This is a genomic window from Paenibacillus xylaniclasticus (genome assembly GCF_004001065.1).
GTDB classification, from domain to species: domain Bacteria; phylum Bacillota; class Bacilli; order Paenibacillales; family Paenibacillaceae; genus Paenibacillus_T; species Paenibacillus_T xylaniclasticus.
Genome location: NZ_BIML01000040.1, coordinates 12,456 through 34,737, shown reverse-complemented (window position 1 = coordinate 34,737; position 22,282 = coordinate 12,456). Strand labels below are relative to the sequence as shown.

The window sequence follows — 22,282 nt, the reverse complement described above, 5'->3', positions numbered from 1 at the left end:
CCATTCTCTAATATTTCAATCCACGCACTCCGCATGGAGTGCGACGCCATACTTCCAGGCATAAATGCCGCCAAATAGCAATTTCAATCCACGCACTCCGCATGGAGTGCGACTATACACGACGTATCAAGAGGCACACAAAGCAGCCATTTCAATCCACGCACTCCGCATGGAGTGCGACATTAAATGGTGGAGTACGCGAGGTTATCCGGTGGATTTCAATCCACGCACTCCGCATGGAGTGCGACCACCACTTAACTGGAGGTAATGGGGATGCAAGGAATTTCAATCCACGCACTCCGCATGGAGTGCGACAGTGGCGATAGAGAGCGATACGACCTGCTGGTATAAATTTCAATCCACGCACTCCGCATGGAGTGCGACGCCGGAACACTTACGACGACGACGGCCGCTTGCAATTTCAATCCACGCACTCCGCATGGAGTGCGACCCTTTATGTTTTGGTTGAGTGTGTCGCAAATCATCTATTTCAATCCACGCACTCCGCATGGAGTGCGACAGCGGCCTTGCATGACTTAAGGCGCGTCAACGCTATTTCAATCCACGCACTCCGCATGGAGTGCGACGACAAATACATCTTTTTTTTTTAAAATTGTAGTCATTTCAATCCACGCACTCCGCATGGAGTGCGACATGAAGAATTTGCAGATGGTATTGATGATGTAGAATTTCAATCCACGCACTCCGCATGGAGTGCGACAGCGAAATTAGGAATGATTGATCGCCTAGCGAGATAAATCATTCCTAGCCCCTTAATTACCTATCGAATCAAAATATAGATCAACAGTTGACTTCGTTTGAAAAGCAAACGAACCAAATCATTTCGACAAAATTCGCGGTGCGAATCCCCTAGAAAAATTATGGGAGCTTCACATTCGCACTTAAAAATCATAGCAAAGACAGTATTGATAATAGCACGCTTTCCAGCAGTACTCGATTAGTTAATGCCTATGTTTCATACTACACTGATATCTACTTATCGTTCAATCACTCTCACGCTTGATGGGATCGCTTCCCTATTAATCGAAATGATATAATCACCATATGTCCGTGCAGGTTTGCCTGGATCTTTGAGTTCAGCCGTAACAGCATCGAACAGAGGCTGTACAGCGATATCCCCCATCTTGGAAGAATGCTCGAATATTATGAGCTTACGGGTACCCATTAAACCGCGTGCAGCTGATCGATCATGCTCGAACATGTTCGTAATCGATTCCCATAACAATTCCAAATCGGTTTCCGTAAATCCAGTCTGATTTGCTAACGGTGCAGATACAAATCCGTGCGTGCGATATAAAGCATAAGGCACCGTAAACTTTCTTCCCATTGTACGATTTTCTCCACCTTGCTTTTCTGCCTCTGCCTCCGTTGCTACGGCCATTCGGGTAATACTATGTTCTAGCGATACGATAGGATCAATCGACCTAGCAAAGGTAAGCTGTACAGGTCCTCGCACCTGACCGGCATTCGGACCTGTAGACAATACAGCACCAAATGTACGAATATCATAGAAATTGTGGCACATAAATTGTCTTGCGCGATCAATCTCTTTGCCTTGTCCTTGTCCGATTTTATTTCGTTTTTTTCCATCTGCAGGATCGATCGGCTTTTCATTCAAATCAATCTCCAAACTTTGATACGCTTGTTCGATTTCCTGATTTAGTATCGATTTTTCTCTTATGAAAATCGAATACGGCGACTGATTTTCCATTTTCAGACTGACATAATTGCGAATTTTCCTTTTCAAGCTAACATCCGTGACTAGCCCATGTCCTGTCTCAGGATCAATTCGCGGCAAGTTGCCAGCATCTGGATCACCATTAGGATTACCGTCCTGTACGTCAAAGAACAGAACAAAATCATATCTTCTCATCAGAGCTTCACTCATATTATTCTACCTCCTCTTCACTATTAACACTGTTAAGTGTCTCTACCTTTCGGCTCTTAAACAGATCCTGTCGTTGATGGTAGTACCCTACGGCGAACATGCCTTGCTCTTGCAGATTTAGATGAGCTGGGAACTTATTTACATTTCCCATCACTTCCGCAAGTAATTTTTCGAAATAAATTACACGACCTGTATGATCGAGTTTAGCCAAATGATGATTTTTCAAGCGGAGAAGATTTGGAAACACCGTTACCGGCGTTGTACATGCACCACCATAATATCTTTCTCGAATCGTAGCGTTAATGCCCGGATTGGCCTCTTCTTGAATTTTCTCCAATACCGCAAATAAACTGCCCAAATGATAGCCAATGGACGTTTGATTGGTGTCCAATGCTTGTCCTACCTCCTTATAACTTTGATTAGGATAGTACCGCAAATATCGATTAAGGTATGCTTTGATCAAAGCTGCTCGAACAGGCTTCACACGATTTTCCGTATCGCTTCGAATGCGGCGCAGTACTGCCTGGAGTAACGTTGTCGGATAGGGCGTACCTTCTAAGATTGCTCTCATGAATTCCCCTGCTAGATTGGGAGGTATATTTTCACTCTTATCCAGAACAGCTATATTAACTAGAATACGCCAGAGTGAATAATACTCCGGTTCATTCGCAGGCTTGACGATCGAGAAGTCTTCGAAATATTGCCTAATACGGGCAGCGAATTCGGATACCGTTCCCGTCTGCCATAACCGGATGGAAACGCGTGCGATATTCGGAGATAGACCAGCTATGTAGAACCGTGTCCGGCTGCTGTCCTCCACATATGCCCCTGAATGTATCGAGTGAAATAAGGCTTTAATCTTCTCGACTCCCTCGTCGGGATTATCCTTTGGCGGTTCCTCGAACAAAGCAGCAAATTCGGACTCGAACGCAGTTTCTTTCTCCGACCAAAATACTAACGTCATGTCGCCAACGATTATACGTTGCTTAGATTCAAGCAGCATGTTCAGAGCTTTCGTATATTCAGCAGCTGCCTTCTTACTGACGGGCGCATTCAGACTTTGTTTTTTGCCATACGAGGTAAACACCTCTCCGTTAAAGCTTACGATGCTACCTCCGGATGACTGCGCACCTTTCACACCTTTAACAACCGGATGTGTGACGGCAATCGCTACATCTGTCTCACCTGTTATTAAACAGGTTGCCAATACGGACTCATCCTCTCCGCTTTCCTCACGCTCCAACGCCGAAGCAACGCTCGGAGATTGGAAAACAATTGGATACGGCGTCTCTTTGACGTTGAAGCTTACTTTAACGCTGCCAGCCCGTAGCAGTTCTCCATACTCCGGATGCCCCAATGCCAGCATAAAATGATTGCGATCAGCTAAACCATGCTGCAGAAAAGTGCGTACTGCCTTAACGCCGGCATCATCAGTTGCCCCAAGCCATTCATCAATAGCCTCGATCATGCTTTGCAGATGCAAATCGCCTTTTGACCCCAAACCAAAAACGAATTTAGCGTTATCCCACAGCAAGTTGGCGTCTTTTCCGCTGTTTGAATGCTTCAGCGCTTGATTACCGATATTGGGGAGTCGGAATGCTTTAGACTTTTTTTTCTTTCCTTCTCCTTCCCTCAAATCTGAAATATCACAAAGTCGACCCTCCTGATCTAATTCAAGCAGAAAATCAATCCCACCCTCAATCCAGCCGTCTGTGGCAATTTCGCCGTTTGCCGCTTTACGATCGTAATACTCCTTTAAACGAAGTAGAATCATCCTCTCACCTCAATTTGCCGGCGATCGGTGTTCACAATGCCATTGTTCATATAGGCTCGGAAAAATAACGGTGTTGGGTCTTCAGGATTGTGCTCATAGTTCATATCATAAAGCATAAACCCTAAATCCCTCGTCTCAGAAATCGGCTGTGCCGACTCTAGTTCTGGATTTCTGATCAACCGAAAATCGCAAGCAAACTCTCGGCAGCCTAGATACGGTCGGTGAAAGCACTGTCCCTTCCGCGCCCTTCGCTCGAACATTGCAGCATACTTGGCTTCATTCTCATCTAATCTTACAATGTCTGCACGTTCTTGCTCGTCAGCCCAATACTCGATTTCGTATGGACGATTGGCTGCTCTCTCCACAGGGGGAATAAATTCAAAATAGCCATGAATTCGATAACGGGTATTTTTTAAAAAAAGCCCTGCACGTTGAATTCTTTCACTTACCGCTATGCCCATAGGCGGACCAGGCAAGCCCGACATTTGTTTAGTTGTCGGCAGAGAGGCCTTTCTATCAAGTTCATTTCTGCGTATGCTAATCCACTTAATCGGATTCAATACCTCAATCTTTGTAATATGCCAGCGTATCGCGGGCTTCCAAAGAATCGCTTCGAATATCGCCCTCGCAGCTGATGGCGTCATAACGTCATAGCTCACCCGTTCCGCTTTCATTTCCGGACGAGTGAAGCAGGCGTATTCTCCCCATACTTCCAAGCACCAACCTCGCAAAGGAACCCCTCCTCGATGTTTACATTGAATCATATGGTTCGATCAACAATCCTAAATCTTCGGAGTAGTAATCTTCTGATGTTAGAACAAAAACATCAGATCCGATATCTTCAATTACTCCTTGTCTCTTTAACGATTCGAATTCCTGCTTATACACGGTCACCATATAGCGTTGAAGACGTCGCATAATCTGTCGATCAGGACCGTTCAATCTCAATTGATCCAGCAATGCTTGTCCGTCACGATACGGAACCAAGATTGTAACTTGATTCGCGTTATCAATAAACTGAAATTGCTCTGCCGCTCTTCTAAAATAGATGCTGCACTCCTTCGGGTCATGAAGCTTCGGATCGAGCAACCGAACGATACCTTTCTCATCCAACGAATGAACTCGCCAGAATAATTGTTCAAAGTAACGCTCGAAGATTTTAGGATTCGTTACCGCTTCAGTCACAGTCGTAGACAAAATACTTTTTGTCGTATCTGCAGCTTTTCGTAAAATTCCTACCGGGGGCAGGCGTGGCGGATGAAATACGACAACATGACCAGGCTCGGGCGATAGTCTGCCATTACGATTACAACGGCCGGCTGCCTGCATGATGGAATCCAAACCTGCGAAAGCCCGATAAACAACCGGGAAATCCAAATCGACGCCCGCTTCCACCAATTGCGTGCTGACGACTCTTACAGGCAGGTAAGTTTTGTTCGAATAATTATCTTCAAGCTTCTCCTTAATCTCTCGGATTTTGTCGCTGCGATGCTGACCACACATTAAGCTCGATAAATGATAGGTGCCCGCAGGCATATGCCCATGTAGCTCGCGGCAGCTTTTACGATCCGAAACAATGCATAGCACTTGCTCGAACTGCTTCAATTGCTCAGAAATACGCTCCCAGCTCTCAACAGCATGTGGATCATCCGGAAACTGTATGTTCGTGCGATTAAGTGATCTAAAGAGCGATTGAACCTGTTCGTCTGTCCCGATAATCTCCTTAACATCTTTAAGCCCTTTAAATAATTGACCGTCCACCCTCCGCTCTTTAAAGGCCGGCTGCGTTGCGGTCGAGAGGACAATACTGACGTTATAACGCTCAACGAGGAGTTGAAGCGTTTCCAACATTGGAGACAAATATGCTGGCGGAAGCAACTGTACTTCATCCAGCACAATGACGGAATTCGTGATATTGTGCAGCTTCCGGCAGCGGCCTGGCTTTGCTGCAAACAACGATTCAAACAATTGAACTGAAGTCGTAACGATCAACGGTGCATCCCAATTCTCCATCGCCAGCCGCATCTTAACGTCGATATCCTCGTCCCCTAAGTTTGAATGGTGCTCAACGACTTGATCGTCACCTACAGCTTCTCGGAACACCTCCGCATTTTGCTCAATGATGCTCATGTAGGAGCTAACATAAATAACACGATGAAGTCCATGTATGCATGCATGCTCCAAAGCGAACGCAAGCCCGCTCAATGTCTTGCCACCGCCGGTCGGCACGGTTAAGGAATACACGCCTTGTGTTCCCGATGCAGCTTGTATACATTTATGTAAAATGTGGTTTCGGATAGCGTTCACTGGAGTGGGGTCAGCCTTCTTCGCTAAAGCTTCGTTATGTCGTTGGAGTCGTTCTCTTAGTGCAGGAATAGGAAGATACTGTTCTCTGTTTTCAGCCTTTTCTTTGTTCATATATAATTCCGTATCCAGATAGTCAGCATCTACGAGACAAGAAAAAATCATTCGAATCCATAACGATAAATCCAGTCCATCTTTAAACCTCCATGGAGGGCGCAAAGGTATAAGCTCCTGAAGCTTTGCAACCAACGAGGAATCGATCTGTTCAATATCCTGGTCATTAACTTGTGATTTTCTAAACTGCAAAGAGGCTTGTCCAGCTTCAGCGCTTGACCAGTCCGGAAGTCCGGCATGATGACCAGCAATGATATAAGCAAGCAAGCGCCCAATTCCTTTGCCATAGATTCTCTCAACCAGGTCTGCTCCATAAATAGCATGCGGAATTTTCCCTATCTTTCCTTCAAGATGCGCTTCGGTGTCATATCCATAACCGGTTTTCAGCTTGATATATTCGAGCCATTTCGGTCTTGCTTTACCTGCATCATGCCCCCATCCTGCTGCTCTTGCCCATTGTTGAGATTGAAACTTGGAAGCGAATGCAGCGGCCCTATTAGCCGTATCTTCGGAATGTTTGATCAAGTCATGCGGATCTGCCCAACTTCCATCCGCTTGTTTACGCACATGTGCGACATACTTATTACTCAATAGGACACCCACTCCTATACTCTAGGTAAATAGACGGACCTCGCGTAAATGGAATTTATGTATGTCCAATACAATTTTACCACATTATTATTCTAATATTAAAATAAAATTTTGCATAAGTTGAGAGAATAATAGAAAGATTCGAGTTCGATCTGAATGTATGGGGTAAATGTAGACTGTCGGTCTGGAACGCAATCATTGTTTCATGATGTTAGGAGGTGTTCTGAGGTCCGAAATGGTGAATTCGTCAACAACATTAATTGGAGTAGAGAAATGCAGATCAGCACCTCTCCACTCCTAATTTATAAAGGTACTACAAAGTCGTTAAGCTGGCTCACGATTAGCCCGACCCTCTTGCTCCGCCTTCTTGCGCACCGGCAGATTCAAGATAAGGAAGCCTGTAACGAAAATCAAGGTCCCGCCAATAATATAACCCGTGATCGGATCATGGAAAAATAAATACGACCACAATATCGCAAACAATACCGTACTGTTGCCCACGATCGCCACAACCATGAACGGCACCCGCTTAATCGCTTCTGCAAACCAGAAGAAGCTTAATCCCGTAATGATGCCAAGCAGCACGAGCGCTCCCCATGTCCACACAGTCACTGGGCCAGTAAAGCCTTGTGATTGGATCGGCACCGGCACTGCAACGATGAGCGTACTGACCAGAAATACAGACAGATTCATATTCCCGTTATCCATCTTCTGCAGCAGCATACGCTGGCTCAGAACATGGATCGCTGCACCGATGCCCGCTAATGTGAACAGCAGCGTCGTTAATCCGCTTCCTTCGGCCAGCTCGTGAAGCGGTGTTCCGTTCCAGCCGACAACGATTACACCCGCCACACATAACGCAGCTGCAATCCACCCGCGCGCCGTTATCCGTTCTTTAAACAACCAACCGGCTGCGAACAGCAGCACGACGGTTTGAACCGGCTGAACGAGAATATTGCCGTATGAATAGCCGATCTTTAATGCGATATTTTCGAATACATAGTTTATTGCTTTGCCGAATGCACCTAGCCAAATCCAAAGCATCCCAAATTGCAGCTGCAGCTTGCCGTCCCGCAGCCACAAATAAACGGCTAAACATATTACACCGAAAAAAAATCGGGCAAATGAAATCACCGAGCTGTCCACCATCGTCGATGCCGTCTTGACAAGGACGCCTACGAAGCTCCACGCTAGCGTCGCCAGCAGGAGCAGTACATAACTCAAGAAAGCACCTTCTTCTCTGTGGGTTGACGTAAAAAGAGGCTGTCCCCTGCCGAACCATGACGAGCTAGGGGCAACCTCCAACCTATATCATTATTGGCCAAGCTGTTCGCGCCACTTGTATTTCGGCTTCCAGCCGAGAAGCTTCATCGCTTTCTCACTGCTAAGCAGCGCCTCATGTCCTTCGAGCGGGGCACGGAAATCGGTCACTTCAGGGTAGCGGGCTGCCATCAGCTCACGACTTGGAATAGCCATGCTCGTCTCATCCGAAGCAAGGTTAAGCGCAACAGAGCCAAGTCCGTCTGTCTCAATCGCCAGTCGGCATGCTTCCGCTGCGTCGCGAGTATCGATGTAGCTCCACAAAATCCGTTCGCGCTCTTCTGGGTTGTTAATCCACGAATGGAAACGTTCGTACCATTCCGGCGGAATGACATTGCCAAGGCGGAACGAAACGACTTGAATGCCCGTTCTCCGGTGAAACATATCTGCAGTCGCCTCGTTTACTATTTTGGACAAGCCATAACTGTCCTGCGGCAGCTGCGGATGCGCTTCATCCATCGGCACATATTGAGGACCGAACGGATGAACGGCGAAGCATATACCATACGATGATTCGCTTGAAGCAAGAACCGCTTTCTTGATGCCAAGACTCGATGCCGCTTCCAATATGTTATAGGTCGCCATGACATTATTGCGGAACGTTACTTCCGGCGGGACGATACCTACTCTTGGGATAGCGGCCATATGTACAACCGCATCAGCTCCTGCAAGCGCACCATACGTCTGACCCAAATCCTCAAGGTCGACGATAAGCGTTGGACATAGCTCCTCCTCTGGCTGGCGATTATCGACGTTCAACACCTCATAGCCATGCTCGAGAAAATGCTTTACGACCCAGCGCCCCAGCATCCCGCTGCCGCCCGTTACGACTACCTTCTTCTTCGTTGTCATTGAATTTTCTCCTTTAAAGCTTGGCTCTATTCAAGTTAATTAAGATAATATCGCTTCGATCCGAGTCAGCACCTCTTCACTAAGCTCGATACCCGATGCTTTAGCATTCTCGATGACCTGCTCAGGACGGCTTGCCCCAACAAGTGCACTCGCAACGTTCGGCTGACGCAATATCCAGGCAAGCGCCAGGTTTCCGACCGTAATACCGAGCTCTGCAACCACTCCCTCAAGCTGACGGACCTTAGCGATCTTCTCTTCCGTAATACCGTTGCGAACCCAATCGATCTTGGCAGCACGGCTGTCGGAAGGGAAGTTCTCTGCCGAAGAATATTTGCCTGTCAGCAGTCCTTGCGCCAGCGGTGAGAATACGACCTGCCCGATGCCGGAACGTTCGCTGAACGGAATAATTTCTTTCTCAATGTAACGCTCAAACATGTTGTAGATCGGCTGATTCACGACGATCCGGTCGAGCAGATAACGATCAGCGACGCCGAGCGCCTCTGCCATTTGTGACGCTTGCCATTCGCTGACACCGACATAGAGCACTTTGCCTTGGCGCACCAGATCGTCGATCGCGCGAAGCGTTTCATAGATTGGTGTCTCCGGATCGTGACGATGGCAGTAGTAAATGTCAACATAATCGTGGCCAAGCCGCTTCAAGCTGGCATGCGCCTGCTCCATCACATGCTTGCGGGACAATCCTCGATCGTTCGGTCCGTCGCCCATTGGCCAGAACACTTTAGTTGCGAGCACATACGATTCGCGCGGATAAGCTTTCAAGGCTTTCCCCATCAGCTCCTCTGCTGCTCCCCGCTCGTACATGTTCGCCGTATCGAAGAAATTGATACCAAGCTCATACGCCGTCTTAATCGAGTTAACCGCTTTTTCACGCTCTACATAACCGCCGTATGTCATCCAGCTCCCAAGGCTGATTTCACTTACCTTTAGGCCAGTTCCACCCAATTTACGATATTTCATCGGTTGATTCCTCCCACTTATCCAAGTGTATAAGTATGCTTCACGAACACATCTATATTGTAGAGCATTCTTACACCAGTGGATAGACGAAGAAATTGATATTATATTCACTCATTTAACTTGTGTAAAAAAAAAAGAGACACATTCGTCGCAGACGAATGTGTCATGGAACCATCCTAATAATGCTGTAATCATGTTCTTCGCAGACAGACGCAGAACACTATTGATCTAACGGCTTGCGCCCGCTAATAGAAACTAACGAACGGCTTCCTGCAGACGTTTCTTATCGATTGTTGCCTTAATATCCTTCACCATCTGGATCGATGCCTCGATTTCCACTTTGCGCGTAGAGACGCTCTCAATGCTGCAGCCGACCGGAATGCCCTTCTCAAGGCCAAACTCGAGCAGCTCCTCGAAAATTTTGTGCGTCAGTTGGATCGACTTGTCCAACACGTCGGACGAATATTTCAGCTCATTCTCCAGCCATTTCGGGATGCTGATTCCAAGCCACTTCATAAATTCTAAAGTTTTCGTTGAGCCGCATGGCGCGATATTAAACAGGATCGGAACCATCTCCAGCTCCTGCTCCCGGCAGTAGTGATAATAATCGGACAAGAAATTTTTCGAAGCCTCTACATTATACGTCGCTTGCGATACGAAGAAATCGCAGCCCTGCTTAATTTTGTCCACGACGCGCAGATGCTCATCGTTCTTCTTCATATGCCGCTCCGGAATAATGACGCCGCCCAACGTCAAGTTATGACTATTCTGCCGGCTCAAACGATACGCGTCGCTTAACGTCAGCTGCACTTCTTGTTGGCTGGACGATGCGCCTACGAATACGGAATAACGTTGCTCCCCCTCGTCCTTCTTCAGCCAGCTTGTCAGCTCCTCCTCTGAATATTTACCGACACAGCGGTAAATAATTTTCGGAATATCGAGCTCGTGAAGATACTCTTTGCTGTACGTTTCCGGATCGAGTGACTTCATGTAAGGGAACGGACGCTCCGTGTCGATCCGATCAGATTCCTCCTGAACGTCATACAAAATTAATGCGTCTATGTCCAAGCCTTTGAGCCGTTCAATCTGCTTCTGCGATATCTCAGTTATCTTCTCCGGCGTATGCGACTCCTTCGGAGGCGACATACCGTATGTGATAATTCCCATCTGTTTATTTAAAATTGCTTGTTTAAGCAACATAATCACATCCTCGAGTACGAATTAAGCGAAATTAGGCTGACTTCATCTTCGCACATTTTTGTTCTAACCGCCAGACCTGCGAGGAAATTGATTGATAATTATTTCTTATCCCTTATATTTATTCATATAATGGGCTCATGTCTTCATTGGAGAAATGATACGTATACACATCACGCGCTATAAATTCCGTCGAAGAGTTTGGCCGAACGGTTGAGCCCTCCGGCACGACAAAGGCATATTTGCCATTACTTGCTTTGCTCCGGAACCAGAACTTTACATCCTCGTCGCTCAGATCGCTCCCCCAATGCGGGAATAACTCGCGCACTTCTTGAATTGCCGTGTCCTTCTCCAAAAATTTATTAACCGCCGCCTTACGCCACGATTCCGTCATCTGATCGGCTCCTGCGTACTTCACGTTGCGAAGCTCCTTCGTCTCGGCGACCGACACCTCAATAATCCATAAATCGCCGCTCTCGTCCACGCCGAAAATATCGACGCCGTTACCCGACCTATTGAACTGTCCGGCAGAAGTATGCGTCATCTTCGGCAGCGACTTGCCTTCGACATTCTGGATGCCCCGCACCATCTGCTCATCCTTAATCGCCTCCCGAATGAACGGCTCGAATTTCTTCGCTGAAAGACGTGGTCCCGTGCGGACATAGCCGATCGGCGGCCCGCTCGAGCCTCCAGCACCTCGACCGCCACTAGAACCGGAACCGCTGCCTTTGACGCTGCGCTTCTCAAGAACCCCGGTATGCATAGGCGTATCGGGAACCGGCATCGGAACGCCAACGCTCGTCATCGGTTGAAGCGATAACGCATCCTTTGTCTCTTGTACGGCGCCTTGAACAGCACTCGAAGCTTGCTCGTAGAACCTTGCTCCGGTTGTCGCCGCTTCTTCATACATGTTGTCAATTTTTTGCAATAATCCTTCAACCTGAACGGTAATTCGCTGAAGCTTACTAAGCTCCTCATTCGCCATACGAGCTTCATAGGCGGCATTAAGTATCGCCTTATGTGCCGACCGCAGCGTACTGCCGAACTGCTTCAATACGCCAACTGAGCCTCTTGTAATGCCGTATATCGCAACCACTTGATTGACCCGGTCGGTAATATCAAGAAATTGGCGACCTTTGTCACCGAATTGATCGATAATAAACCCTCTATGCTCCGTGACGACAGAAGCAAGAATGCCTGTTGCAGTCGCGATTCGATCAGCCCACAGCAGCGCCCGCGTTCCCATTGCCGCCTCAGCGCCAACCGCCGCGAATTCACCGACTCCAAGTGACAGTCCGATCGCCGTCACCTCTGCCATCTTGTGCGCGACCTGCGTCGTCGACTCATTCGCCAATTGAACAAGAAATAAAGCCGGTTTGTAAATAATAGGTGCCGCTTTCCCTTCATCATACATACGAACGCCAATCATTTCATTCTCTGGCAATTCGAGTCCGCCAGCGAATACCGATGCCGGCAGCGTCTTCGTCTCCTCACGATATTCTCTGTTGCCTAGAACATGTACGGGCATCTTAATATAAATGTTTCCGTCGCGGAGCCGTCTGGCCGTCATCGGCGCACCATTATGCGTCATGCCAGGAAGACTGAATGGGAAAATTTTCATATCCACTTTCGCCATCTGCTCAGGTGAGATCAACAAAGTTTTGCTATGGATAATCCGGTCAGCTTGCTTCTTCTCCTCCTCATCTGGCTCACCGGATGTTAGATCATCAAACATGCGGTCAAGCAGTCGCCGTCCTTCTTCGGCATTCGCCATTTGCCTCAGCACTTCTTCACCACTCGCCTGCATAATCGCAAGCGCCACATCGTCTCGATCCGTTGAGCCGAGCTGGTCAAGCGTCTCCTGCACGAATTGATATTGTCCTCTAGCAGCCCATTGTAACAGCTCCGCCCCTAAACCTTCCTCGTCCAAATTACCTATCCAGGACGTGAACTGACTAATCAGCTCTCTTGGCTTACCAGGGTTAGCAGCCGCACCCGCCGCCTGGCTGTTCATGTGCTGCTGCAGCATACTCGTCACCTTCTGATTACCGTAAGTTTGCTGCAGCTGCTGGGCTTCCGCCGTAGGCGGTCCATATACACTCATGAAGCTTGAATAATCCGGCTCGCTCTTCAGCGGTTCATTCACATAAGGTGTATAGTTCAGATCCGACTTCGCTTGCTTCTCCAGCGGAGCTTTCTCATCGCCCACTTCTATCACCTCAAGTGCCATAATGCGAAGCTCGAAGCTATACACAAGAAAACGCCCCGCACGTCGAACATCTCGGTGCTAAAGGCGCTTGTCCCGTCATATTCAGTTATGAATCGGACATTAGTCCAAATCAACGTTATGATATACTTGCTGAACGTCCTCGAGATCCTCGAGAGCATCGATCAGCTTCTCGAATGCAGGAACAGCTTCTTCCGGCAGCTTGACAAAATTTTGTGCGAGCATCGTGATCTCAGCTACAGCGAATTCCGTCACACCAGCATCCTTCAACGCTTGCTGAACAGCATTGAACTGGTCTGGCTCCGCATAGATCATAATCATCTCATCTTCTTCGATGATGTCACGAACGTCTACGTCAGCTTCAAGCATGATTTCCATCACTTCGTCAAGCGACTTACCTTCTATGCCAAAGACAGCAGTCGGATCGAACATATACGATACAGAGCCGCTGACACCCATATTACCGCCGCTCTTATTGAATGCCGAGCGAACGTTAGGCGCCGTACGATTCACATTATTAGTAAGCGCATCGACGATAATCATCGAGCCGCCAGGACCAAAGCCTTCATAACGAAGCTCCTCATAATTATCATCGGAGCTGCCCTTCGCTTTCTCAATTGCACGGTCGATAATCGCCTTCGGCACGTTGTAGGTTTTAGCACGCTCAAGTACAAATTTCAATGCACTGTTCGATTCCGGATTCGGCTCGCCCTTCTTCGCGGCAACATAAATCTCAATCCCGAACTTGGCATAAATTTTACTTGTATTCGCGTCTTTCGAAGCTTTCTTTTCTTTAATATTGTTCCACTTACGACCCATGATGCGCCCACTTTCTTAATTAATCTATATACATATATTATAACGACTTTCCGTCTTATTGGACAACTATTTGCTTCATCTTGCTACGAATCATGTGATAACGTGATCCGATCCGCAATCCGGCGTGCCGTCCGTTCCCCGTTCGCGACGCAGTCCGGTATACCTACACCATAATAAGAGCAGCCAGCAAGCAGCACGTTCGGAAACAGCTCCTCCATCTTGCGCTCCAGAGAAGCAACGATATGCGGGTGACGGATATGATAGTTCGGCATCGTATCATGCCATTTCCTTACATCATAGTGAATCGGCTTCGCATCGATCCCCATAGCAGCTTTCACATCCTGCACCGCCACTTCTAGCAGCTCGGCATCCGTCATACGGGACAGCCGCTCATATGCAGGCTTCGAGCTTTTATAAAATAATCGAACGAGTAATCTTCTAGAAGCGGACGTATGCTCCCATTTGCGACTCGTCCATGTGCATGCATTGCACACAAGCTCGCTGCTGTCCGCTGTAATAAAGCCAGTGCCGTCCGCAGGAAGAGACTCGTCCGGCACATCAAAGCCGATATACACGCTGATGAGCGAGCTGTTACGAAGCTCTGCAAAATCAGCATTCAAATCGTCAGAGCTAAGCAGCGTCTGAGCCGTCGGATGCAGCGTACTGATGACAATATGATCGGCTTCGACCGTCTCCCCATTCTCCAGCACGACGCCGTAATGCCCGCTGATCCGTTCGATCCTATCGGCACGCACACCCTTCATGAGCGCTACATCTCCGGCTAACCGCTCCTCCATCCGTTCGATTAAGGTGGACAAGCCGTTAGCGAACGAATAAAATTTCCGGTCTCCGCCCTTCTGCAGCGTTCCTCGGTTCGCCTCCAGCCCTTTCATAATGCTGCCGTACTCATTTTTATATTTAAGTAAATAGGGAAGCGTCGAAGCAATCGTCAGCTCCCTCAAATCTCCAGAATATACGCCAGACAGAACGGGAGCAATTTGTTTGTCCACCATTTCCTTGCCCAGAAATGCTTCGAGGAAGCGTCCGATCGAATCGTTCTCCGTAAATGTCGTGTTAGGCGTATAAAAGTCTTTAAGCGCTTCTACTTTGCCCTCGGCTGACACAAGCGTGCTGCTCGCGAGCGACTCGATCGTCATCGGAATGCCGAACAGACTGTCGCTTGGTATCAGCTTCAGCTGACCATCGACATGAATATAGGATTTGCCAGTTGCGTTATAGACTAGCTCGTCCTTCAACCCAAGCTCCTCAAGCAGCGGCTCCATGTTCGTCTTCCGCGATACAATCGAATCAGCGCCCGATTCAATAATGTACTCACCTTGACGAACGGTGCTTATTTTGCCGCCTAGCTCGCTGCTACCCTCAATGACGATCAGTCGGACCGGCTGTTCTATACCACGAGTATATTGGTTTAAATAATAAGCGGTTGACATGCCAGTAATGCCACCGCCAATAATGACGATTGTTGTCATGTTCTGCACCTCGAATCGGATTACGTCCTGTAACATCTTCCTTTATTCTAGCAGTATTGCCCTTAGCCGACAAACGACGGATAAGCGAAAAACCCGCCGTAAATGCGGGTTTTCCGTGAACGTTATGTGGCGAAATTGCAACAGACTCCTTGATCTGTACACGGGCAGCGACCATCACTTACCATGCAGATCGAATACAAAAACATCTGGCGATGTCGGATGTTCACTGCCGCCTATGGGCTCAACCGTCAGAACGATATGATTGGCATTGATGAGCTGCTCACCTTTGAAATACAAATGCTCGCGCGACGCCTCGATTTGACGTAACAGACCAAGGTTGGCACGGCCTTTATCGTCAACCGCCCAAGCTTGAACAACGTGGCCTTCGCTCGGGAACAGCCCTTCAAGCAGAACGAGCATTTCTTGCGAGCTGCCGTTAAACCATACATACCCTTCGCCCAACGCTTCGTTATAAGGAAAAATGCGATAGCTTGTTGTCTTCGGATCGTTCATGAACGGAACAGCGTGCGGCTCATACTGTGCGACATAGATTGACCGTTGATCGGACGTGCTCTCCTCCGTCGAATGATATACCGCGAGAACGCCAACGAGCAGCAACAATGCCGCCGCTGCGGCTGCGAACCACTTGCCGCGTCTGCGTATCGCAAGCATAACCGAACGGGTACGGACATGATGACGAAGCTTACGGTATACGTTTGGAGACGGCATTCGCTCGGTTTCGCGCAGCTCTTGAGAATGATCGGCTGACTGAAGCAGCGGTGTCCACTTCTCAACTATCCCGCGGCACTTCGGGCAAAGACGCAAATGCTGCTCCATTTCACGCGAAGCATCATCGTCGGATGAGCTGAGCAGCCAGTCAATCCACTCCTCTTCCCCATACAACCTTTTACAATGCGTAGAATATTTCATTATTTCATTCATCGCTGCACCTCCGTTGAGCCGTTATCCGCTTGCTGCTGTGACCATCCCCGCCTGTCCATTTGTTTTCGCAGATTAGTCAGTCCATAGCGCAGCCATGATTTTACCGTCCCAATCGGTACATTCCACGCAGAAGACATTTCACGCTGCGTATGTGCGCCATAATAACGACCAATTACCGCATTGCGCTGCTCAGCTGGCAGCTGGTTCAGCGCTTCCTTCAGCGCCTCCTGTCGCAGCCTTTCTAGCGCCCGCTCCTCCGCCGTATCCGCCGTCAACTGCTGCTCGGCCGGAATGACATCGCTTGCGATGACTTTATTTCGTTTGCGCAGCCGGTCCAGACTGCGGCTTCTGGCAATAACCGCAAGCCAAGCGGCGACAGAGCCTCGTCCTTCCTCATAGCTATCACCGCGTCTTAACGCTTCAAGAAATACATCATGACATACATCCTCCGCTTCCATTCGGTCGCCAAGCGTTCGATATGCAATCTGTAATACTAACGGAGCGAATCGACTATAGAACGCATCGAACGCTTCAACCGAACCGCAGCACATATCGCGGAGTACACGTGTCATCTCTTCGTCAGGTGTGTGCATCGGTGTCAACCTCCACCTTCATGTTCACAAGACTGTGCCTATTCACTTCATTTGTACCAAATTGTAAAAAAAATCGAAAGAAAAAAATTTTTTCGGTACCGTAAATCAAATGCTGCTTCTCGAACGTACCGTCAATGAATGCTGCTTCTCGCAGACATCAGAACAATCGAACGCAGGAGGGGATTATGCATGCTGCTTACAAACCGCATGCCAAGGTGGAAAGGAATTCTCGCGCTAAGTATGGTGGTAATCCTATTAGCGACCTCAGTTCTAGGCGCTAGGCCGGCGGCCGCAGCCGGATCGATCGAATTGTACACCCCATACTTGTCTCTGTCTGCACCGCCTGGAGACACACTTAATTATGAGATTGAGGTAATCAATCACGGTACTTCGACGACCAATGTCAACCTAAACTTTGATGACAAGGGAAACGGCTGGAAGTATGAGCTGACATCCGGCGGTCGTGCAGTCAACAAACTTGCTGTCAAAGGCGGCGAATCGCAGCCTGTCCTGCTTCAGCTCATCGTGCCGCTGCAGGTGGATAAGGGGACTTATTCTTTTCAAATGAGTGCAGGCGACGCCGTACTGCCGCTCTCGGTGCAAGTATCCGAGCAAGGCACATTCCGTACGGAATTGCTGACAGATCAGCCTAACATGCAAGGCCATTCAGATTCAACCTTCTCTTACAGCGTTACGCTGCGGAATCGGACGGCCAATGAACAGATGTACGCGCTTCAAGCGCAGGTCGATCCAGGCTGGGACGTATCGTTCACGGACGGCGGCACAAGCGTCACATCCGTTCAAGTTGATCCGAGCGGTGAGAAAACGATCAACATTAGCGTAAAGCCGCCTGAAATGGTCAAAGCCGGAACGTATAAAATTCCAATCACAGCATCGAACAATTCTACTTCAGCGAAGCTCGAACTCGAAGCAGCCGTTACAGGCACCTATGATCTAAGTCTTAGTACGCCGAACAATCTGCTGAGCACCGATGTGACGGCAGGCTCGCAGCGGCATATTGATCTCGTCGTGCAAAATACGGGCTCAACTGACTTGAAGAATGTCAATCTGTCAGCAGATAGTCCGAGCGGCTGGGAGGTTACGTTCGAGCCGAAGACGATTTCTACTATTGCAGCTGGTGCGGTAACTCATGTACAGGCTACGATCAAAGCAGATAAAAAGGCGCTGTCTGGCGATTACGTCGTTAACATTACAGCATCCGCACCGGAGAAATCGGCAGATGCACAATTCCGTGTTGAGGTTAAATCCTCAATGCTATGGGGCTGGATCGGCATTCTAATTATCGTTGTCGTAGCGGGCGGCATTTACTTCCTATACCGCAAATATGGGAGGCGGTAATCGTGCAGCAAACGCTAGAGGCTCTTCATGAAGAACAGCAGCTTTCCGCCGTCATCGAATTGAAGCAGCTAACCAAGCGGTACGGCAGTCATTCGGCAGTGAACAAACTCGATCTGACAATCTATAAAAGCGAAATATTCGGCCTGCTTGGTCCGAACGGTGCGGGTAAAACGACGACGATTCTAATGATGCTCGGCTTAACCGAACCGACAAGCGGTACGGCACGCATCTTGGGGCTCGATCCGGTTCGCCAGCCGCTTCACGTCAAGCGGCGCGTTGGCTATATGCCGGATGACATCGGATTCTATGAAGACCGTACAGCATTAGACAATCTCATCTACACAGCAAGATTAAATGGCATTCCATTAGCTGATGCGCATGCTCGTGCTGCGGAGCTTCTGGAGCGAGTTGGACTCGCAGAAGATGCAAGCAAGAAAGTCGGCGCTTTCTCCCGCGGGATGCGCCAACGGCTTGGCATTGCAGACGTACTTATTAAGCGGCCTGAAGTTATTATTCTAGACGAACCGACGCTCGGTATCGATCCAGAAGGCGTTCGTGAGCTGCTTGAGCTGATCGGACAGCTCAGCCGCAATGAAGGCATTACGGTGCTGCTCTCCTCTCATCATCTGCATCAGGTTCAACAAATTTGCGACAGAGTCGGACTTTTCGTGCGCGGAGAGCTGATCGCCGTCGGCGATGTGAACACACTTGCCCAGCAGCTTGACGATGACGGAACGATACAGGTCGAGGTTGAAGCATCTAATTGGTCACTAACACTTGCAGAAGGGCTGTCCAAGCTGCCAGGTGTACTGGAATATCGAGGACCGATGGACGATATACCGCCGCCCAAGCAGTCAGCCAAAGCGGTTCTAATATGCCAAGATGACGTGACATCCGAAGCGGCTTCACTTGTCATTAGCCAAGGAGCAAGGCTGCTGTCCATAAAGCGCAAGCAATATGGCTTAGATGATATTTATCACCGATATTTCGAAGGAGGCGGCAAGCATGAGCGAAACGACAGCAAGACTTAATCGTTTGCGGGATCGAATCCCCCTCTTTCGTCGTTCGATTACAGAAGCTTCGCATTCAAACAACAGACAGCCCTCTCCTTTCTGGGTAATCGTACAAAAGGAATTTGGCGATCATATGCGGAGCTGGCGATTCGTCATCCTCATCGGCATCATTGTCCTTGCCTGCATCGGCTCGGTCTATGCAGCTGTAACAGCCATTCAGGACGGGCGATACTCAACCTCGAATGAAGATTTGTTCTTATTCTTGCAGATGTTTACGCTATCGGACGGTACGCTTCCGAACTATGCGACATTCGTCTCATTCCTTGGCCCGCTCATCGGGATCGCACTAGGGTTCGACGCCGTCAATTCCGAACGGAACAAAGGGACGTTGAGCCGGCTCATTTCTCAGCCTATTTACCGGGATGACTTTATTCTCGCCAAATTTACAGCCTCGCTTATATTAATTGCAGTCGTCCTGCTGTCACTCGGCTTGCTCGTCATGGGACTAGGCCTATTGACCATCGGATATCCGCCGACGCCGGAAGAATTCATGCGGGTGTTATTATTTATTTTCGTCTCGATCGTATATGTAGGCTTCTGGTTAAATTTATCCATTCTGTTCTCGATCCGGTTCCGTCAGGCGGCAACATCCGCACTAGCTGGCATCGCACTGTGGCTGTTCTTCACGCTGTTCTACAGTATGATCGTCAGCTTAATCGAGAAAGCAACAGAACCATCCGCTTCTGCATCTCTCTCGGAATTACTTCGTCACGCTAATCAAATGCTGCTGCTTAACCGGGTCTCGCCGACATTCTTATTTACCGAGCTTACAAGCACGCTGCTGACGCCAGGCGTCCGCTCGCTAGGACCGCTGACGACGGCGCAAGTGATCGGAGCGATTGCGAATCCGCTGTCGCTTACGCAAAGCATCATGCTGTCTTGGCCTCAGTTAGTCGGTCTGCTAGCCGCAACGATGATTTGCTTCGGCATCTCCTATGTGCTATTTATGAGACAGGAAGTCCGGTCACGTTCTTAACTTGGCTGCACCTTGAAGATGGAAGCATAGTTCACAATCAGCCGAAGCACACGCCTATGTCACGTGATATGTGGATACAAAGTAAAAAAAGGCTAATCGAAAATCAATAAGCTATTAATTTCTCCAACTACATCGTGGAGATCTTTGTGAGACTGTTAAGGATTAACGTGTAGATGGCCTGTACCCGAACTTTAACGGAAAGTAAAGCACATATATATGTCGTAAGAGGACGTTCAACTGCAACAATCACTGCAGCAGAGCGTCCTCATACCTTCACGTAATCTGAGGTTATTCATCATGATACAACCTTCAGCTTTCTTTAACACGAACCCCGACCGATCGATAGTTCAGAATATGATGTGAAACGTTAAGCTCAAACTGTAATTGCAGCTCATTGCCACTAAAGGTAAGCTTGTATCTGACCACATAAGGCGTCTCTATATAATACAGGGTCAATAGAAGGGAATTTTTATCAAGCCATGCCGCATAGGTTACAACTTCTTGACGGTGCATCTCCAAATCTTTATAGAACATATCAAATGCACGGATAGGCTCCACATAACTGAAAGGCAGCGTGTTATCTCTCTTATCGCCATATTCCATCTTCATCTCGAGCAGTCCGCACTGTTCGAAAAAACAAATTTGTCGCAGTCCATGTGGATTAGCGCTTAACGGATAGACTGCTCCGTCTAGACACGGTCTACCATCCGGAATCGGTCTTCTCCACTCCGATTCGTAATTCCATTGCTCAAGAAGTCGCTGTAATTCAGCATCACCCCCTCTTTTGTAGGGTAAGGATTGTTCTGTTGACCTATCAATGAAATGTTCATATATGAGTTCGAGCAGCAATTGAAACTCCTGCACAGTTGTTAAGCTAGAGGCCGCTGAAATAACAATTTTCTCCTTCGGCGCAACAAAGCATAACTGGCCGAATGCACCTTCACCAAGATAACAGCCTCCCTTACACAGATGAAACTGAAAACCGTAACCTTGTATCATATCGTTTCGATCTAACGCTGCAGACGAACGATTGTTGCTTTGTTCGGACGTCGCCATGCGTATATACTGCTCCGATAAAATACGTTTCCCTTCATATACCCCTTCATTTATCAACATCAAGCCGATCTTCGCCATACTTTCCGTCGATAAGCTTAACCCCATTCCGCCTGCAGTCACGCCTAAAGGGCATGTCTCCCAGACTGGTCGCTGGATTGATAATGGGTCGAACAAGGCGGGCACTAGAAAGTCGATTAAGCTCATCCCGGTCACGCGCTCGATAATTGCAGATAGCATATATGTTGAATAAATACAGTTATAATATCGGGTACCTGGTTCATGCACAACTTCCTGAGAGAAGAATGCGGCCGCCCAATCCTGCTCCTTCGCTACAGCTGAACATATATTGTCTTCATGGCCCGCTGTCATAGTCAATAAATGCCGAATCGTCATACGTGCCAAATTAGGCGAAATCGAGGCGGGAAGTTTATCTGGAAAGAACGACATGATCGGATCATCCAGTTTCAGTAAGCCTTGATCCCATGCAATACCGACTGCAATTGAAGTAATACTCTGGCTCAAAGAATAAAGCAGCTGTGGGACGTCTTTCCGATATGGAGACCGATGCCATTGGAGGATGTGCTCCCCATCGTGTAGAAGAATAAAACGATTCACTGGAAGCTGATACCGCTCGATATCGTTCATAAACGCGACGAGCGTTCCAGATTTGATCCGGTTTGGATTTAACTTAACACTAGAGCTTGCCAC

17 protein-coding genes and 1 CRISPR repeat array are annotated in these 22,282 nt (G+C 48.4%); of the genes, 3 read left to right on the top strand and 14 right to left on the bottom strand.

Annotated features, from left to right (window positions below):
* Positions 1–12: 12 nt before the first annotated feature.
* Positions 13–721: direct repeats of the CRISPR family, unit length 33 nt; unit sequence ATTTCAATCCACGCACTCCGCATGGAGTGCGAC.
* 276 nt (positions 722–997) lie between these two features.
* The 13 genes from cas7c to PXY01_RS20630 form a co-directional block, all read right to left on the bottom strand.
* Positions 998–1,909, bottom strand: coding sequence for a type I-C CRISPR-associated protein Cas7/Csd2 (gene cas7c / locus PXY01_RS20690; protein WP_127572822.1), 912 nt, complete (start codon positions 1,907–1,909; stop codon positions 998–1,000).
* Position 1,910: 1 nt separating this feature from the next.
* Complete coding sequence (gene cas8c, locus PXY01_RS20685) at positions 1,911–3,683, bottom strand: type I-C CRISPR-associated protein Cas8c/Csd1 (protein WP_127572820.1); 1,773 nt, start codon at positions 3,681–3,683, stop codon at positions 1,911–1,913.
* Positions 3,680–4,414, bottom strand: coding sequence for a type I-C CRISPR-associated protein Cas5c (gene cas5c, locus PXY01_RS20680; RefSeq protein ID WP_246028038.1), 735 nt, complete (start codon positions 4,412–4,414; stop codon positions 3,680–3,682). The genes cas8c and cas5c overlap by 4 nt, the downstream gene beginning before the upstream one ends.
* A 19-nt stretch (positions 4,415–4,433) precedes the next feature.
* The gene (locus PXY01_RS20675) at positions 4,434–6,692 is read right to left on the bottom strand and encodes a CRISPR-associated endonuclease Cas3'' (protein WP_218028240.1); all 2,259 of its coding nucleotides are present in this window, start codon (positions 6,690–6,692) and stop codon (positions 4,434–4,436) included.
* A 324-nt stretch (positions 6,693–7,016) separates the two neighbouring features.
* Positions 7,017–7,916: a DMT family transporter gene (locus PXY01_RS20670; RefSeq protein ID WP_127572815.1), complete on the bottom strand. Its 900-nt coding sequence runs from the start codon at positions 7,914–7,916 to the stop codon at positions 7,017–7,019.
* A 90-nt stretch (positions 7,917–8,006) separates the two neighbouring features.
* Positions 8,007–8,864 (bottom strand): NAD-dependent epimerase/dehydratase family protein, encoded by an 858-nt coding sequence (locus tag PXY01_RS20665; RefSeq protein WP_127572813.1) that lies wholly within the window; start codon positions 8,862–8,864, stop codon positions 8,007–8,009.
* A 39-nt stretch (positions 8,865–8,903) separates the two neighbouring features.
* Entirely contained in the window at positions 8,904–9,842 is a 939-nt protein-coding gene (locus PXY01_RS20660) for an aldo/keto reductase family protein (protein ID WP_127572811.1), read from the bottom strand.
* Positions 9,843–10,097: 255 nt separating this feature from the next.
* Positions 10,098–11,042: a methylenetetrahydrofolate reductase gene (locus PXY01_RS20655; RefSeq protein WP_246028037.1), complete on the bottom strand. Its 945-nt coding sequence runs from the start codon at positions 11,040–11,042 to the stop codon at positions 10,098–10,100.
* A gap of 118 nt (positions 11,043–11,160) precedes the next feature.
* Positions 11,161–13,293, bottom strand: a complete 2,133-nt coding sequence (locus tag PXY01_RS20650) for an ATP-grasp domain-containing protein (RefSeq protein WP_127572809.1) — start codon at positions 13,291–13,293, stop codon at positions 11,161–11,163.
* Between the two features lie 75 nt (positions 13,294–13,368).
* Positions 13,369–14,085, bottom strand: a complete 717-nt coding sequence (locus PXY01_RS20645; protein ID WP_127572807.1) for a YebC/PmpR family DNA-binding transcriptional regulator — start codon at positions 14,083–14,085, stop codon at positions 13,369–13,371.
* 83 nt (positions 14,086–14,168) lie between these two features.
* A complete protein-coding gene (gene hemG, locus PXY01_RS20640) occupies positions 14,169–15,575 on the bottom strand; it encodes a protoporphyrinogen oxidase (protein WP_127572826.1) in 1,407 nt (468 codons plus the stop codon).
* A 174-nt stretch (positions 15,576–15,749) separates the two neighbouring features.
* Positions 15,750–16,517 carry an anti-sigma factor gene (locus PXY01_RS20635; RefSeq protein WP_127572805.1) on the bottom strand — a complete coding sequence of 256 codons (768 nt, stop codon included), beginning with the start codon at positions 16,515–16,517 and terminating at the stop codon, positions 15,750–15,752.
* Positions 16,514–17,110: an RNA polymerase sigma factor gene (locus tag PXY01_RS20630; RefSeq protein WP_127572803.1), complete on the bottom strand. Its 597-nt coding sequence runs from the start codon at positions 17,108–17,110 to the stop codon at positions 16,514–16,516. The genes PXY01_RS20635 and PXY01_RS20630 overlap by 4 nt, the downstream gene beginning before the upstream one ends.
* 189 nt (positions 17,111–17,299) lie before the next feature.
* Here PXY01_RS20630 and PXY01_RS20625 point away from each other — a divergent pair, with 189 nt between their 5' ends.
* From PXY01_RS20625 to PXY01_RS20615, 3 genes are read left to right on the top strand one after another with little or no spacing between them, the layout of a single operon-like run.
* A complete protein-coding gene (locus PXY01_RS20625; RefSeq protein ID WP_246028036.1) occupies positions 17,300–18,469 on the top strand; it encodes a COG1470 family protein in 1,170 nt (389 codons plus the stop codon).
* Between the two features lie 2 nt (positions 18,470–18,471).
* A complete protein-coding gene (locus tag PXY01_RS20620; RefSeq protein ID WP_246028035.1) occupies positions 18,472–19,500 on the top strand; it encodes an ABC transporter ATP-binding protein in 1,029 nt (342 codons plus the stop codon).
* Positions 19,475–20,518: an ABC transporter permease gene (locus PXY01_RS20615; protein WP_127572799.1), complete on the top strand. Its 1,044-nt coding sequence runs from the start codon at positions 19,475–19,477 to the stop codon at positions 20,516–20,518. Before PXY01_RS20620 ends, PXY01_RS20615 begins: the two co-directional genes overlap by 26 nt.
* 309 nt (positions 20,519–20,827) lie before the next feature.
* On the opposite strand, the gene PXY01_RS20610 is transcribed toward PXY01_RS20615, so the two are convergent.
* Positions 20,828–22,282, bottom strand: coding sequence for a serine hydrolase domain-containing protein (locus PXY01_RS20610; protein WP_127572797.1), 1,455 nt, complete (start codon positions 22,280–22,282; stop codon positions 20,828–20,830).